This window comes from Rhizobium sp. AC27/96 (assembly GCF_001692325.1).
In the GTDB taxonomy this organism is placed as follows: domain Bacteria; phylum Pseudomonadota; class Alphaproteobacteria; order Rhizobiales; family Rhizobiaceae; genus Rhizobium.
In genome coordinates, this window is record NZ_LXKN01000066.1 from 1 (window position 1) to 14572 (window position 14572).

Annotated in this window: 13 protein-coding genes; 5 read left to right on the forward strand and 8 right to left on the reverse strand. The window is 61.1% G+C overall.

Translation table 11 applies throughout. The features are described from left to right. Positions 1-243 precede the first annotated feature (243 nt). Entirely contained in the window at positions 244-1605 is a 1362-nt protein-coding gene (locus A6U86_RS29330; RefSeq protein WP_068399012.1) for an NAD-dependent succinate-semialdehyde dehydrogenase, read from the forward strand. A gap of 39 nt (positions 1606-1644) precedes the next feature. On the opposite strand, the gene A6U86_RS29335 is transcribed toward A6U86_RS29330, so the two are convergent. The 7 genes from A6U86_RS29335 to A6U86_RS29365 form a co-directional block, all read right to left on the reverse strand. Beyond that, a complete protein-coding gene (locus A6U86_RS29335; RefSeq protein ID WP_068399015.1) occupies positions 1645-2364 on the reverse strand; it encodes an ROK family protein in 720 nt (239 codons plus the stop codon). 40 nt (positions 2365-2404) lie between these two features. Continuing rightward, positions 2405-4828 carry a glucan 1,4-alpha-glucosidase gene (locus A6U86_RS29340; RefSeq protein ID WP_068399019.1) on the reverse strand — a complete coding sequence of 808 codons (2424 nt, stop codon included), beginning with the start codon at positions 4826-4828 and terminating at the stop codon, positions 2405-2407. Between the two features lie 203 nt (positions 4829-5031). After that, complete coding sequence (locus A6U86_RS29345) at positions 5032-5802, reverse strand: ABC transporter permease (protein ID WP_068399023.1); 771 nt, start codon at positions 5800-5802, stop codon at positions 5032-5034. Then, positions 5799-6563: an ABC transporter permease gene (locus tag A6U86_RS29350; RefSeq protein ID WP_068399025.1), complete on the reverse strand. Its 765-nt coding sequence runs from the start codon at positions 6561-6563 to the stop codon at positions 5799-5801. The genes A6U86_RS29345 and A6U86_RS29350 overlap by 4 nt, the downstream gene beginning before the upstream one ends. Next, complete coding sequence (locus tag A6U86_RS29355; protein ID WP_244510128.1) at positions 6560-7339, reverse strand: ABC transporter ATP-binding protein; 780 nt, start codon at positions 7337-7339, stop codon at positions 6560-6562. The genes A6U86_RS29350 and A6U86_RS29355 overlap by 4 nt, the downstream gene beginning before the upstream one ends. A gap of 5 nt (positions 7340-7344) precedes the next feature. Beyond that, positions 7345-8049, reverse strand: a complete 705-nt coding sequence (locus A6U86_RS29360; RefSeq protein ID WP_068399030.1) for a GntR family transcriptional regulator — start codon at positions 8047-8049, stop codon at positions 7345-7347. A 14-nt stretch (positions 8050-8063) separates the two neighbouring features. Then, positions 8064-8999: an ABC transporter substrate-binding protein gene (locus A6U86_RS29365; RefSeq protein WP_068399033.1), complete on the reverse strand. Its 936-nt coding sequence runs from the start codon at positions 8997-8999 to the stop codon at positions 8064-8066. Between the two features lie 114 nt (positions 9000-9113). On the opposite strand from A6U86_RS29365, the gene A6U86_RS29370 reads away from it, so the two are divergent. The 3 genes from A6U86_RS29370 (at position 9114) to A6U86_RS29380 (ending at position 12355) form a co-directional block, all read left to right on the forward strand. Further along, positions 9114-10103, forward strand: a complete 990-nt coding sequence (locus A6U86_RS29370; RefSeq protein ID WP_068399035.1) for a fumarylacetoacetate hydrolase family protein — start codon at positions 9114-9116, stop codon at positions 10101-10103. 32 nt (positions 10104-10135) lie between these two features. Then, complete coding sequence (locus tag A6U86_RS29375) at positions 10136-10912, forward strand: cyclase family protein (protein WP_068399037.1); 777 nt, start codon at positions 10136-10138, stop codon at positions 10910-10912. A gap of 177 nt (positions 10913-11089) precedes the next feature. Continuing rightward, entirely contained in the window at positions 11090-12355 is a 1266-nt protein-coding gene (locus A6U86_RS29380; RefSeq protein ID WP_275507345.1) for an MFS transporter, read from the forward strand. Positions 12356-12364: 9 nt separating this feature from the next. Here A6U86_RS29380 and bhcR read toward each other — a convergent pair whose 3' ends face one another. After that, positions 12365-13174, reverse strand: coding sequence for an HTH-type transcriptional regulator BhcR (bhcR, locus tag A6U86_RS29385; RefSeq protein WP_068399043.1), 810 nt, complete (start codon positions 13172-13174; stop codon positions 12365-12367). A 196-nt stretch (positions 13175-13370) separates the two neighbouring features. Here bhcR and bhcA point away from each other — a divergent pair, with 196 nt between their 5' ends. After that, positions 13371-14561 (forward strand): L-aspartate--glyoxylate aminotransferase BhcA, encoded by a 1191-nt coding sequence (bhcA, locus tag A6U86_RS29390; RefSeq protein ID WP_068399046.1) that lies wholly within the window; start codon positions 13371-13373, stop codon positions 14559-14561. The last annotated feature ends 11 nt before the right edge of the window (positions 14562-14572 follow it).

Sequence of the window (14572 nt, forward strand, 5' to 3'; positions counted from 1 at the left end):
GCCGTGGAAGTTCAGCCTGCGCGAGGGCGCCAAGGGCGTGCAGCTTGCAGAACTCGCCCAACAGAGCTGGCAAGAACGTCGATGGGTCGATGTGCCGAAACTCAATGCGCGATAGAGATTTGGCTTAGGGGAAATAGAAATCTATTCGGAAACGACCGGTTTCGGGCGAGACCCCTGATATCGCGTCGTTTCCGCCCCATCTATTGAAGTCAGCAATTAGACAATGTCCGGAGGAGAACGAGAATGAGCTTTCAATCCTACAATCCAACGACGGGCGAACTCATCGGCACCTATGAGGAGCATAGCGATTCCGAGGTCGAGCGGCTGCTGCAGCAATCCCACGATACGTGGAAGAGCTGGTCGAAGACGCCGATCACCGAGCGCAGCGCCTTCTTGATCCGCCTTGCCGATCTGCTGGAAAGCCGCGCCGAGGAATACGGCGCCCTGATCGTCTCGGAGATGGGCAAGCCACTCGCTGAAGCGATCGGCGAGGTGAAGAAATCGGCCTTCGGCGCGCGGCATTTCGCCAGCGACGGCCCGGCCTATATCGCCGATGAAGCCATCCCGGGTACGCCGGGCAAGATCATCTATCAGTCGATCGGCCCGATCTTCGGCGTCATGCCGTGGAACCTGCCATTCTGGCAGGTGCTGCGCTTCTTCATTCCGGCCGCTTTGGTCGGCAATACCGTCATCGTCAAGCATGCCGAAAGCGTGCAGGGTTCAGCCGCGGCGATCGAGAAGCTGATTCTCGATGCCGGCGCGCCCGCTGGCCTCTATACAAACCTTGTCATCGACCGCCGTCGTGCGCCGAAGGTCATCAGCGATCCACGCATTGCTGCTGTCACGGTCACCGGTAGCACCCAGGCCGGCCGTTCGGTGGCAGAGCAGGCCGGCGCTCTTGGCAAGAAGGCTGTGCTGGAGCTCGGTGGCTCCGATCCGTTCATCGTCTTCGCCGATGCCGATTTCGACAAGGCCGTGCAGATGGCAGTCGTCTCGCGCTATTCCAACAATGCCCAGAGCTGCATTGCCGCCAAGCGCCTTTTCGTCGAGGAGTCGATTGCCGAGCGCTTCACCGCCGCCTTTGTCGAGGCCGTGAAGAAAATCCCGGTCGGCGATCCGATGAAATCGGAAACCAAGCTCGGACCTCTGGCACGCAAGGATATTCGCGATACCGTGCATCGCCAGGTGACGGATGCGGTCGGCGCCGGTGCCAAGGTGCTTGCCGGCGGCAAGCCGATCGAGGGGCCGGGCAATTTCTATGAAGCGACCGTGCTTGCAGGGCTGCCACACGATGCCGCCGTTGCCCGTGAGGAATTCTTCGGGCCGGTCGCGATGCTCTTCACCTTCAAGAACGAAGAGGAAGCCATCGCTCTTGCCAATGACACGGAATATGGCCTCGGCGCCACCGTCTGGAGCGGCAATCCCGAGCGTGCCGAACGTGTTGCAGCAAGCATCGAGGCCGGTGCCGTGTTCATCAACGATTTTGTCCGCTCTGACCCACGCGCACCTTTCGGCGGCGTCAAGGGCTCCGGCTTCGGTCGCGAACTCGGCGGCCTTGGCGCCCGCGAACTGACGAATGCGAAGCTGGTCTGGAAGGGGGCGTGACACGGTGATGTCACGCCGCTGGCAGTGGACTGGCGGGATCTAGAACTTCAGGCTTTCGTCTTTCCAGAGGCGAAAGCCGCCGAGAAAAGCATTCTCGTTGTCGCCGGCGCGGCAGCCTTCAGGCAATGTTTCGAGCTTTTCGACATTGCCGCCGCCAATGACGGTCTCATGCGGTAGCAATGCCGCCTGCAACCGGTTGACGACCTTCTCGACAGACTTGCGCCATTTCTTCTTGCCGTATTTCTCAAGGCCGCGCTCGCCGACGAAATCCTCGAATGTGTCGTCCTTCTTGTAGGGCAGGTGCGCGAGTTCCATGGGCAGGCAGACATTGTTGACGACCATTGCCGAACCGAGCCCGGTGCCGAGCCCGATAAACAGCATATTGCCGCCCTTATAGCTGCCGATTGCCTGCATGACGGCGTCGTTGACGAGCCGGACAGGCTTGCCGAAAGCGGCCGAGAAATCGAAGTCTTTCCAGCCGGGACCGAGATTGTGCGGCTCCACCGCCGGTTTGTTGTCCACCACCGGCCCCGGATATCCCATGCCGATCACGTCGTATTGCCAGTCGGCGGTAAGCTCCTTGACCGTTTCGACCATCTTCTTCGCCGACATCGTCGCACCGGAAACGGCTGCGCGCCGTTCGCTGCCCGTGCTTAGAAGCATTTTGACATGCGAACCGCCAAGATCGATCGCCAGCACGACGAGATCCTTCGGGGCGGCGGACGTTTTTGGTTTGATGGATTTTGGTTTTGCGACCATGATGCGCCTCTCTTTCGGTGCGTTTGTTGTCGACTGACGTTTACTTGTCGCCATCCGCCACGACGACGGAGAAGTCCTCTCCCTCCCAATGGTCGGTGTCAGGCCAATAGAAGGTAAAGACGATCACAGTGCCTGCCGGCAGCCGTTCGGTTGCAAGCTCGGCGACGTCGATGCCGAAGCCGTTTTGGTGCGTCGTGATATCGCTTTCCGTTGCCCAGCCATCCGAGCTCCAGCGCACCACGGCCTTGGCCATCACCTCGATCCTGAGGCGCTTGCCGACGGAAACCTGCGCAGTCTTGTTGTTGAAGCGCCAGAGCACGAAGGGTGCGGTGGTCTTGTTTTTCACATAGCGTTCGACACCTTGTGGCGGCATGTCGAAAACAGCATTGTCTCTGAGTGACCGCAGCAGCTTGATGTGCTCTGCATGCGCCCAGACAAGCGGCATCGCGCTGCCGGAGGGCTCGCCGAACACAAGGCCTTTTTCGGGAATATCGGGCTGATCCCAAACCTGTTCCGGCAATAGCCCCCCCGGCCCGGCTGATCCCTCAAGAGCGCTGAGCAAGGCGATGGCCGCTTTCGGCCTGCCGGCCGCAAGCTCGTAGTGGGCTCGTTCGCCGGCAAGCAACGGCCATGGGCGGCCGATGCCGGTGCCATCGAACGCGCCGCCATCGGCATGCTCGCCATAGCCATCTCCGGTATAGCGATACCAGAGCGGACCTTGCGGCAGATCGCATTTGAGCTGCGCATCGATTACCTTAACGGTGTCGACGATGCGCGGATCATTGGCGGAACGCAGGCCGAAACGAACGAGCGCCAGGGCATCCGGACTGACGACGCGGGCGGTCGGCAGATAGGATTCTCCGGGCGGGCGGTTCTTGATCGGCACGAAGCCATCGGCAGGCGAGGCGCCGTCGGCGATCTCGGGTGGAGCGATGCGAACGTAGTAGCCTTTGACGCCAAGATCGATGCCCGTGGCATCGGCAGGGACATAGGTCCAGCGCTCGACCTGGTCGTTCCAGGCGTCCGCGGTCTGGCGCAGATAGTCGGCATTGTGATCCTGGCCGGCAATCTCCAGAATATCGGCAGCTGCCAGCAACGCGGCGATTTCCACAGCAAGCGTGAAGGGCGAGAAACCGCCATCCTCTTCCCAGCGGTCCTCCCCCGTCACCGGGCCGTTGACGACCACGTAGCGCGCGGCTCTCTCGACCATCGAAACATAGGAGAGCAGCGCATCGCCGGTGAGCGCTCCCTCGCGGCGCAGAGCGTCGGCAAGCAGGATCGGGAAGGCGCATTCGTCCATCTGAATGCCGGTCCAGTAGGGTTCGCCATCGAGCCAGGCGTTCTGCGGCCAGTGGCCGTCAGCCTCCTGGATCACCCGAAGGTAGGCAAGGATGCGCAGTGCATCCTGCGGGGCGCCAGCCGCAAGGAAGCCGCCGGCCGTCTCGACGAGATCGCGCGGCCAGACCAGGTGGTAGCCCCCGAGATCCTCATCGCCCTTGGCAAAACCCCAGGGGATGGAGAGCGAGGCAACGGCAGGCCCTTCGAAGGAGAGGGGGCGATGCGTGGCAAGAACAGCCGTGGAGATCCGGTAGCGATTGACTTCGGGCGGTGGCGCTCTCGGCTCATCCAGCGCCAGCAATGTGCTCTGCCATCTCCGCCAGTCGGCGACATATGTGCGCTCTGCATCCTTGTAGCCGGCCTGCAGGCTGGCAAGTGCGTTGTAGCCGGCTTCCTCGGCGCGGTTTCCGAAGCCGAGCGAGATGAGAACGGTATCGCTGCCAGCCGAAAGATCGATTTCGCCCGTCAGCGCCACATTGCCGTTGGCGGCATGGGTGACGCGCGGATCGAGTTCTCCGGTATCCTGCAATTGTCGCCATCCATCGGAAATGCCGACATAGCCGGCCGATGCCGTCCGCCAGCCGCCACTGACGGCTAGCGCCAGCGAGGTGCCGCCCTTGCCTGTTGCAAAGAGCATCGGCGTGCCCTTGTAATCGCCGACCCAGCCGGTATTGCCGGCGCCGGCATTGACCAGATGCGGGGCGGCCAGCACGAAGAGCCGATAGTCGTGAACCGACCCTTGCAGGGCTTCGAACGATATTTGCTGAAGCAGGCTGTTGCGCACGGGATCGACGATGATGCGCTTGATGATGCGGTAGCGCCCGTCGAGCGCCGTGTTGACGAGCCGATAGGCCGGAACGCCGTCTTCGACTGTCGTGACCACACTTTCGGTATCGCGTTTTTCCTCGGAAAAATAGCCGTCCGGACCGGTGACGATCAGGCCGAGGTCGCGCGTGCAGGCGCAGTCGACACGCGGAAAATAGACTTCGTTGAGAATGCCGTGGCTGAGCGTAAACCATATGCGGCAGGCAGGCGAGAGTGCCGTGCCGACGCCGCTCTTCGCGCTGGATGTCCAGCGAGGGGCGATACCCCCCGCGTTGGAGCCCGAAGTATCGTCCTGTGTCATGTGTCCATCTCCATTGTCGCTGCAATCTGCTCCGACAAAGCTGCTTCGGCAAGTGCTGCTTGCGACGATGCTGATATGACGCATTGGCTGTGGTCAATGCCATTCAACTGTTGTTGATCAAGTTAGCCGGCAAAGGGCTTAAGGCCGTCTTCTGCACACAAAGTGGACATCCAGGCGTCGGTTTGCCAATTTCGCGTCGGAGGTCATCGCGCCTTTGATCGCCAGACCAGAAGCCGTCGTTCGAAGGCCGCGATCACGGCAGAGGTTGCGTAGCCGAGGGCTCCGAGAAGGATGACGCCCGCATAGAGATCAGGTGCCCTGAAAGAACGTGCTGAAAGAAGGATCCAGTTGCCCAGCCCGTTGCGCCCGGCAATCATCTCGCAGACGATCGACAGGATCAGCGCGACGGTAAGGCCGAGCCGCATGCCTGAGAGGATATCGGGTGACGCCGAAGGCAGCGCGACCTTCCAGATGACCTTTGCGCGCGAAAAGCCGAGCGCCCGCATCACCTCGTAAAGGCGCGGCTCCACCGCCGAAAAACCGTGAATCGTCGCCAGCAAAACGGGCCACATGGCGCCAAAGGCAATGACGACAAGCACCATTCCGTCCGAGAGTCCGAAGATCGCAATGGCTACAGGGATCGTGGCCGAAGCCGGGAGAGGACGCAGGAACTCAAGCATCGGGGCGAGATAGGCGCGCAGCGCGGGCGAACTGCCGATGACTGCGCCCAATACAACGCCAGCAAGTGAGGCGATCAGCCAACCCCAGAACATGCGTTCGATGGTGGCGAGGAGTTTGGTACCGAGGTCTCCCTGGCTGAAGCCGGTCATCAGGGCTTTCCAGGCGCGATCGGGGCCGGGAAGGAAGACGGGATTGACCAACCGATGATCCGCGGCAAGCTGCCAGAGCCAGACGAGGAAAATCGCCACGGCCAGGCTGCCGGCGAGAAAGAGCAGGCGCGATCCCCATCTCATGTCGTCACCCCGATCGTGGCCGCCCGTCCTAGAAAGCGGTGCTGCGCTATGGATAGCAAGGCATTGACGGCCCAGCCGAGCAATCCGGTCCAGACCAGATAGGCGAGCATGGTAGCCGGCTGCAGGCCCTGCTGGGCAACCAGAATGCCATAGCCGAGCCCGAGAGGATTGATCGCGATCTCGACGGTCACCGCCACGACCAACGCCATCGCCGCGGCAAGACGGAAAGCGACGATGATGCGCGGCAGGGCGGCCGGCAGCACGATCGTGCACAGGCGTCGCCATGGCGAAAGGCGAAGCGCCCGGGCCACTTCCAACAGACGCGGCTCGATACCCGCCATGGCGGAGCGCACGAGGATCATCATCGGCCAGATGCAGGAGAAGGCAACGATCGCAATTTCCATGCGGAACCCGAAACCGAATACCAGCATCGCAATCGGCAATATCGCCACCGATGGGATCGGCCTGATCAGTTCGACGCTGACTTCCATGAGCCGGTCGACCACACTGGCGAGGCCAAAAAGTATGCCGAGCATCAGGCCGATCAACCCGCCGAGCACGAGCCCGGCTCCGGCGGAGATCAGGGTATCACGCGTCGCCGTCAGCAAGGATGTGTCGGCAATGCTGCGGAAGAGGGCAAGGGCGATATCGCTTGGTGCAGCCAGCGACAACGAGGTCGATCCTTCGACACGCATGGCGACTTCGGCAAGCAGGATCAATATTGCCGGGACGACAAGCCCTCTCCACCATCCGGCTTTCATTGTTCGGCTCTTTCGATGAAGTCGAACAGCGCACGGCGTAGCCGCAGGAATTCCGGCATTTCGCGTGTTTCGAGCTGGTTGCGCGGGCGGGGCAGATTGACGTTCAATTCGATGCCGATACGGCCGGGCCTCGGCAGCAATCCGATGACCCTGTCTCCAAGGTAGACGGCTTCTTCCAGATCATGCGTGACGAACAGGACCGTCGTGCCGGTTTCGGCAACAAGCGCCAGCATCTCGTCCTGCAGGCCCTGGCGCGTCATCGCGTCGAGCGCGCCGAAGGGCTCGTCCATCAGCAGGACCGAGGGTTCCTGTGCCAGACAGCGCGCGATCTGGATGCGCTGCTGCATGCCGCCGGACATTTCGGTCGGATATTTATGTTCATGTCCGGCTAGCCCCACCTTGGCAAGCAGGGCATGGGAGCGGTCCGTGCGCTCGGCGCGCGGCGTGCCTGCTGCCTCCAGTGCAAGTGACACGTTGGACGCGGCCGTGCGCCAGGGCAGCAAGGCCTTTCCATAGTCCTGGAAAACGATCGCCACGTCGCGTCTGGGCGCCGTGAGCGGCTGGCCCATGAAGCGCACCGTTCCGCCATTCGGGCGCACCAGCCCGCCCGCCATGCGCAGGGCGGTGGTCTTGCCACAGCCGGATGGACCGATGACACAGACGATCTCACCGCGGCGGATCGTCAGGGAGAGATCCGAGATGATCGCCCGGTCGCCATAGGCAAGACCAATTCTATCGAAGTCGATTACTGCGCTGCTTGATATCACGGCGTCCATGTTCTTCATTTCCCGGCCAAGGGGGTGGGGCCGTGGTAGACAATATCCAGGGTCTGATGGAGGTGAGCGGAAAGTTCGGCTTCTGCCCGATCGGCATCTCTCGAAAGGACGATGTCGGCCAGAAGCCTATGCTGCTGGATGAAGCCTTGATGGTGGTCGATGCGGCTCATCATCGTGCGCCTGTAGCGGTAGGCCTGATAGTAGAGATCGTCGTGAAGGCGCAGCAGGCGCTCGGAGCCGCAGGCTTCCAGCAGCGAGCGATGAAACGCCTTGTGCAGATGGTCGAATTCCGAAGATCCCTCCCGCATGGTTTCCGGGTCTCGCTCGACCGACCGGACAAGGCGGTGCAGAGAGGAGAGGATGCCGGCTTCCCATTCGTCATGGCCGTCGCGGATCGAGCGGCGAAGCGCTTCGGTTTCGACGAGGATGCGCACCTGGGTGATGTCGGCGAGGTCGGCTTCGGAAACGCTTGCGACGCGAAACCCTCTCTGCCCGACGGCCGAAACGAGACCGCGCGACACCAGACGCGAAAGTCCTTCCCGCAAGGGGGTTGCGCCGATCTCATATCGCTCGGACAGGGCCTGGATGCCAAGCCGATCTCCCGGCTGCCAAACGCCGGCAAGAATATCGTGCTCCAAGACGGCCGCAGCTCTTTCGCTGAGGGTCTCGGAGCTTGCCAGCTCCGCCACGGTTCCGAACAACTTGGTCACCCATCACTCCCTGATTATTTCTCGATCAGTGTAGCCGTATCCGGCTTTCCCTGCAGCATATGTTGCTGTGCCATGGTGGCGGCCCACCAGTCGAGCTGTTCCTGATCGAGCGTTGGATCGGAGAAAGACAGCTTCATCTTCGACAGCACAGTCGGCGGGATCTTGGTGAAATCGGCGATAGCCTTACGCCCCGCATCCGGATCGTCGTTGACGATCTTGGCGGCTTCGCCGATGGCAGCTCGGAATGCCGCGACCGACTGCGGATTGGCATCGGCCCATTCGCGCGTTGCGGCATAAAGGATGGCCGGGCGCCCGTCGGGTACGGCTTTCAGGAAGTATCCCGCATTGGTGCCGACCTTCGATTCGATGATGCGCGACATCATCGGCTCGGCCGTCACGACGGCATCGACGGCGCCTGATTTCAGCGTGTCACCCATGGTCGGAAAGGTAACCTCGACGAAATTGACCTGCTTCGGATCGACGCCATTATCGATCAGCCATTTGGAGAACAGCACCTGCAGAAATGCGCCGATGCCCGGTGCTCCCACCTTCTTGCCGACAAAATCGGCCGGCTTGGCTATGCCGCTATTGGGGCCGACCAGCACGCCGACGGTGTCGTAGGTCGATTGCGCCGTCGAGCTGGCGCCCGACACGCCGACAAGGTCAAGCCCGCCATCGACGGCCTGCAGGAACACGGTCGGCGTTGGGCCGCCGATCTGTACGGAGTCCGAAAGCAGGGCTGCCGGAATATTGGAATTGAGGCCGATCAGGGTCATCGAGACATCGAGACCGTGCTTCTTGAAGATGCCTTGTTCGAGCGCGACTGCGGCAGATGCGCAGTCGGTGGTCGCAGTGCAGCCGATATTGATTTTCTGATCGGCGGCCGCAGTTCCTGACCAAGCGACAAAGGCAAGGCCTGCGGCGAGCGCGGCCTTCGAAATCGAGTTCATGGTTTCTCCTCCCTAAGAAATCCGCTTCCCAATCGGGTCGGTTTCAGATATCGATAAAAGCACAAAATATATATGATCTCAAGTCATGTATAGAATTTGGAGGAGAAAGAGCCGATGAAGCTTGCGACCTATCGAGCCGCCGCTGGCGATATCAGGATTGGAATTGTGTATGCCGGCGATGGTCGTTTGTTCGACCTGCATGCCGCCGCAACTAAAGCCGGCGCCGGCGGATTGCATCGCTTCACATCCATGCTCGCATTGATCGAGGGTGGCGATGCCGCGCTGGCCGAGGCATCCGAGCTGTTTGAAAAACAGGCCGGCGACGTCACGCTCTCTGTCGCGATTGCCGATGTCCGCTTGTTGGCTCCGCTACCGCAGCCCACGCAGATGCGTGATGGCATGAGCTATGAGACCCATATTCGCCAATCGTCGCGCGGTATGCGCCGCCTGGCTCTGGGGGATGACAAGCAGGCGATCGCTGTTCTGGACGCCGAGCCGCTGCCGCCGCTTGCCGACGTCTACAAGCAGCTGCCGATCTACTACATCACCAATCGGATGATTGTTTCAGGCCCGGAAGACACGATCGTCTGGCCCGATTATTCCAGGGTCATGGATTACGAGCTGGAATATGGCGTCGTCGTCGGCAAGAGCGGCAAGGACATCAGCGTCGAGAATGCCCGCGACCATATCTTCGGCTATACGATCTTCAACGATTTCTCCGCTCGCGACCAGCAGGCCAAGGAGATGCCCGGTTGGCTTGGGCCAGCCAAGGGGAAAAGCTTCGATGGTGCCAATGTGCTCGGCCCCTGGATCGTCACCAAGGACGAACTCACCGATCCCTATTCGCTCAAGGCCTCGGTGCGTGTGAACGGCGAACTGCGCTGCGAGAGCACGACATCGGGTATGCTGTTCAGCTTCGAAGCGATCCTCTCGCATATGTCGCAGGGCGAGACCGTTCACGCCGGCGAATTCATCGGCTCCGGTACGATAGGCAATGGCTGTGGCCTTGAAACCGGCATCTTTCTGCGAGACGGCGATGTCGTCGAGCTCGAATTCGAAAAGATCGGCATTCTCAGGAACAAGGTTTCGCGCCGAGCTTCCTAGCGGCTGGCCATATCAAGCGGAGAAGATAACCCATGACCCAACGTATCATCGATCTGTCGGTCCCGATCGCCAACGATATCCCGGCCGATCCGCCGATCCAGATTCCGGCGATCACCTATATCGATCATAGCCAGAGCCTAAACCAGATCCTGTCCTTCTTTCCCGGCCTGAAGGCGGAAGACTTGCCCGATAGCGCCGGTTGGGCGGTGGAGCATGTTGCGCTCTCCACCCACAATGGAACGCATCTCGATGCCCCCTGGCACTATCACCCGACGATGAACCATGGCGAGCCGGCCTGGCGCATCGATCAGGTTCCGTTGGAATGGTGCTACCAGCCCGGCGTCAAGCTCGACTTCCGTCATTTCCCCGACGGCTATGTCGCAACGGCTGCCGATGTCGAAGCCGAACTGAAGCGCATCGGCCATAAGCTGAGCCCGCTTGAAATCGTTGTGGTCAACACATCGGCCGGAGCCAAATTCGGCCAGCCAGATTATGTCGCGAGCGGCTGCGGCATGGGCTATGAGGCGACCATGTACCTGACAGATCAGGGCGTGCGCGTCACCGGTACGGATGGCTGGAGCTGGGATGCGCCCTTTGTGCACACGGCGAAAAAATATACGGAAACCGGCGATGCCTCTCTCATCTGGGAAGGGCACAAGGCGGGCCGCCACACAGGCTATTGCCACATCGAAAAGCTGCACAATCTCGAGGCGCTTCCCTCGACCGGCTTCATCCTCAGCTGCTTCCCTGTGAAGATCGAGAACGCATCGGCCGGATGGACCCGCGCGGTTGCGATCATCTCGGACTGACAGGCCTCGCGCCATCACCACAGGAAGCCGCTGAACCCTGCTTGAGCGGGAGCATCATGCCGTTTCCGGCCTTGCCATTCGGTTCCCTCGCAAGGCGAGGGAACCTTTTCCAGTCTGGGGCTTTCCGTTGGACGATTTCCAGAACCGGATGGTTGCCGATTGTCGCGCTTATTCTCGATTGACCGGCAACGCCGGGCCCTCGTTCCGCTTGGGTTCCTGAATTTTTTCATGGCCGACGTCCAGGCGGGCATCGGTCCATTTCTCGGCGTCTTCCTGATCGCACATGGCTGGCAAAGCGGGCCGATCGGTTCCGTCATGACGATCGGCGGCATTGCCGGCATGATCATGACGGCGCCAGCCGGGGCCTTTATCGACGAGACCAAACGCAAGCGAACCTGCGTGATCGTTCTCGGCATCTGCACCGTGCTTGCCTCGATGATCATTCTCACGTCGCAAACCTTCTGGGTCGTGGCGTTGTCGCAGGTCGCGACCGCCATCGCGGGTGCTGCAATCGGCCCGGCGCTCAACGGCATCACGCTCGGCATCGTCCGGCAGGCAGGCTTCAATCGCCAGAATGGCTATAATCAGGCGCTCAATCATGCCGGCAATCTGGTCGGCGCCGGCCTGTCCGGATGGCTTGGCTGGGCATATGGATTGACGGCGGTCTTCTGGCTTGCGGCCGTCTTCGGCGTGTTCTCGATCATTTCCGTGCTGATGATCCCGCGTGAGGCGATCGACGACGATGAAGCGCGAGGCGCGGTTCATGTCGTCACGGATCCTCAAGGGAAAACCGGTTCTGTCGAACAGCGCAAGGCAAGCGGCTTCGGCGTGCTCGCCGATTCCAAACCGCTGCTTCTCCTGGCCGGCGCGCTGGCATTGTTCCATCTGGGCAATGGCGCGATGCTGCCGCTCTTCGGGCTGGCGGTCGTCGCGGCCAAGCAGGGCGATCCCGCAGGCTTCGTCGCCCTGACCATCGTCGTCGCGCAGGCCACCATGATCATCACATCGCTCATCGCCATGCATGTCGCGGAGAAGAGAGGGCAGTGGCTGGTGCTGCTGATATCCTTCATTGCGCTGCCCGTTCGCGGCTTTGTCGCGGCTCATCTCATCACGTCCTGGGGCGTCTATCCCGTGCAGATTCTCGATGGTATCGGTGCCGGCCTGCAGAGTGTCGCCGTTCCCGCACTGGTCGCGCGTATCCTGAATGGAACGGGCCGGATCAATGTCGGCCAGGGTGTCGTCATGACAGTGCAGGGTGTCGGCGCATCCCTAAGCCCGGCCATTGGCGGCTGGCTGGCGCAGGAAATCGGCTATAGCGCGATGTTCATGATCCTCGGCAGTTTTGCGTTCGGATCGATCGCGCTCTGGGTCGGATTTCACGGCGTTCTGCGAGCCGCCTCTGCGGTCCCGGGCCTTGATGTCGCGCCGGCCGCTCCGTCCTGAACCCCGATCCTAAGGCGCTCCAAGGCGCCGCGACACCATTCTCGCAGCACTCCTCACGCGCTCGCCGATCTTGTCGATATCGCCATCCGGAAGCCGATGGATGGGGCCGGAAACGGAAATGCCGGCCACGGCTTCGCCGTGCACATTCAGGATCGGCGCCGCGACGCATCGCATCCCCTTGGTTCGCTCCTCATCGTCGAATGAGTAACCTCTCTCCTGCGTCTTCAACAGCTCCTCGCGCAGCTGTTCGAAAGAATGCACGGTATTGTCCGTGAAACGTTCGAATTCCTTCTTCTTGAAGAGGCTCGAAAGCCGCTCATCGTCATAGGTACTGAGAAGAGCCTTGCCGATGCCGGAGGCGTGCAGGGGCGACAATGTGCCCGGCGGGAAGAAGGCGCGGATGGACTCATGGGTTTCCACCTGGCTGACGAACAGGACGTTGCCATCCTTCTCGATGCCGAGATTGGATGTCTCCCCCGTTTCAAGCATGAGCTCGCGCATGATCGGGCGGCTCCGCTCGACGACGTTGGAGCGGCGGAGAAAAGCGGCACCAAGCCGATAGGCCTCGGGGCCGATATGCCAGATCTGCCGATCGGGGCTGATCTCGACGAACTCGCGGCGCTCCAGCGTCGCCAGTACGCGGTGCATGGTCGCCGTCGATTGATCGAGCTGGCTTGCCAGCTCGGACAGCGTCTTGCCCTCCGGTGTGGCGAGAGCGTCAAGGACATCCAGTGCCCGATCGAGTGCCTGGATCGTGTTTTGTGTTTGCGGGCCGTTGAAGGCCTTGGGGCGGCCTCTTCGGCGTGGTTCAGCGGGCATTAGCCGTCGTCTCCTGCAGGATTCAATTGATGAAAAATTCTGGCTTGAAAAATACATTTGTACAATGAAAAAATATTAAGTCTTTGATTATTAATGGTATTACCGTATAAATCTCAGTTTTGAAAAATGATTTCAAAAAAATTTATCTCCGATTTCCGGCGTGCTATCCATTCTTCAACAACAGGAGGCCGCCCAAATGTACATGCAGAACCCAGTCTTCATTCCGGGCCCGACGAACATGCCTGAGATCCTTCGCAAGGCCACGGACATGCCGACGCTCGATCACCGCTCGCCCTTGTTCGGAGAGATCCTGCGCCCGGCGCTTGCTGGCGTGAAGAAGATCCTGAAAACCGAAGCGGCCGCCGTCTACGTATTTCCGTCCACGGGAACCGGCGGCTGGGAAACGGCGGTCACCAATACGCTCAGCCCCGGCGACCGCGTTCTTGCCGCCCGCCATGGCATGTTCAGCCAGCGCTGGATCGATATGTGCCAGCGGCACGGGCTGAAGGTTGATATTGTCGAAGCCGCCTGGGGCGCCGGCGCTCCCGCTGATCGCTATGAGGAAATCCTTGCGGCCGATACCGCGCATGAGATCAAGGCGGTTCTCGTCACCCATAACGAGACGGCAACCGGCGTCAAATCCGATATCGCCGCCGTTCGCCGCGCGATCGATGCCGCCGAGCATCCCGCTCTGTTGTTCGTTGATGGCGTCAGCTCCATCGCGTCGATGGATTTCCGCATGGACGAATGGTCTGTCGATATCGCCATCACAGGCTCGCAGAAGGGCTTCATGCTGCCGGCAGGCCTCGCAATCACTGCCTTTTCGCCGAAGGCGCTGGCGGCGGTCGAAACGGCCAGGCTTCCGCGGACATTCTTCGATATTCGAGACATGGCGCGGAGCTATTCAAACAATGCCTATCCCTACACGCCGGCCGTTGGCCTCCTGAACGGGCTCAAGCTGTCGACGGAACTGCTGCTAGCGGAAGGCATGGAGAATGTCTTCGCCCGCCATCGCCGCATTGCTTCGGGCATTCGCGCTGCCGTACGCGCATGGGGGCTGGAGCTTTGCGCCAGGAGCGAAGATCTCTACTCGGACACGGTCAGCGCGATCCGGACGCCTGAGGGCTTCGATGCCACATCGATCGTCGCCCACGCCGCCAAGACATATGATGTCGCCTTTGGGGTTGGCCTCGGCGAAGTTGCCGGCAAGGTCTTCCGTATCGGGCATCTCGGCAGCCTGACAGATGTCATGGCCCTTTCCGGCATTGCAACAGCCGAGATGGTCATGGTCGATCTCGGCCTCAACATCAAGCTCGGCTCGGGTGTCGCGGCGGCGCAGGAGCATTATCGCAACGGCCGCGCTTCGAAAATCCAGGCTGCGGCCTGAGGAGAGCCAGA

Coding starts and splice junctions, on each gene's coding strand:
- A6U86_RS29330 (WP_068399012.1), top strand. CDS start 244: ATGAGCTTTCAATCCTACAATCCAACGACGGGCGAACTCATCGGCACC.
- A6U86_RS29335 (WP_068399015.1), bottom strand. CDS start 2,364: ATGGTCGCAAAACCAAAATCCATCAAACCAAAAACGTCCGCCGCCCCG.
- A6U86_RS29340 (WP_068399019.1), bottom strand. CDS start 4,828: ATGACACAGGACGATACTTCGGGCTCCAACGCGGGGGGTATCGCCCCT.
- A6U86_RS29345 (WP_068399023.1), bottom strand. CDS start 5,802: ATGAGATGGGGATCGCGCCTGCTCTTTCTCGCCGGCAGCCTGGCCGTG.
- A6U86_RS29350 (WP_068399025.1), bottom strand. CDS start 6,563: ATGAAAGCCGGATGGTGGAGAGGGCTTGTCGTCCCGGCAATATTGATC.
- A6U86_RS29355 (WP_244510128.1), bottom strand. CDS start 7,339: ATGGACGCCGTGATATCAAGCAGCGCAGTAATCGACTTCGATAGAATT.
- A6U86_RS29365 (WP_068399033.1), bottom strand. CDS start 8,999: ATGAACTCGATTTCGAAGGCCGCGCTCGCCGCAGGCCTTGCCTTTGTC.
- A6U86_RS29370 (WP_068399035.1), top strand. CDS start 9,114: ATGAAGCTTGCGACCTATCGAGCCGCCGCTGGCGATATCAGGATTGGA.
- A6U86_RS29375 (WP_068399037.1), top strand. CDS start 10,136: ATGACCCAACGTATCATCGATCTGTCGGTCCCGATCGCCAACGATATC.
- bhcR (WP_068399043.1), bottom strand. CDS start 13,174: ATGCCCGCTGAACCACGCCGAAGAGGCCGCCCCAAGGCCTTCAACGGC.
- bhcA (WP_068399046.1), top strand. CDS start 13,371: ATGTACATGCAGAACCCAGTCTTCATTCCGGGCCCGACGAACATGCCT.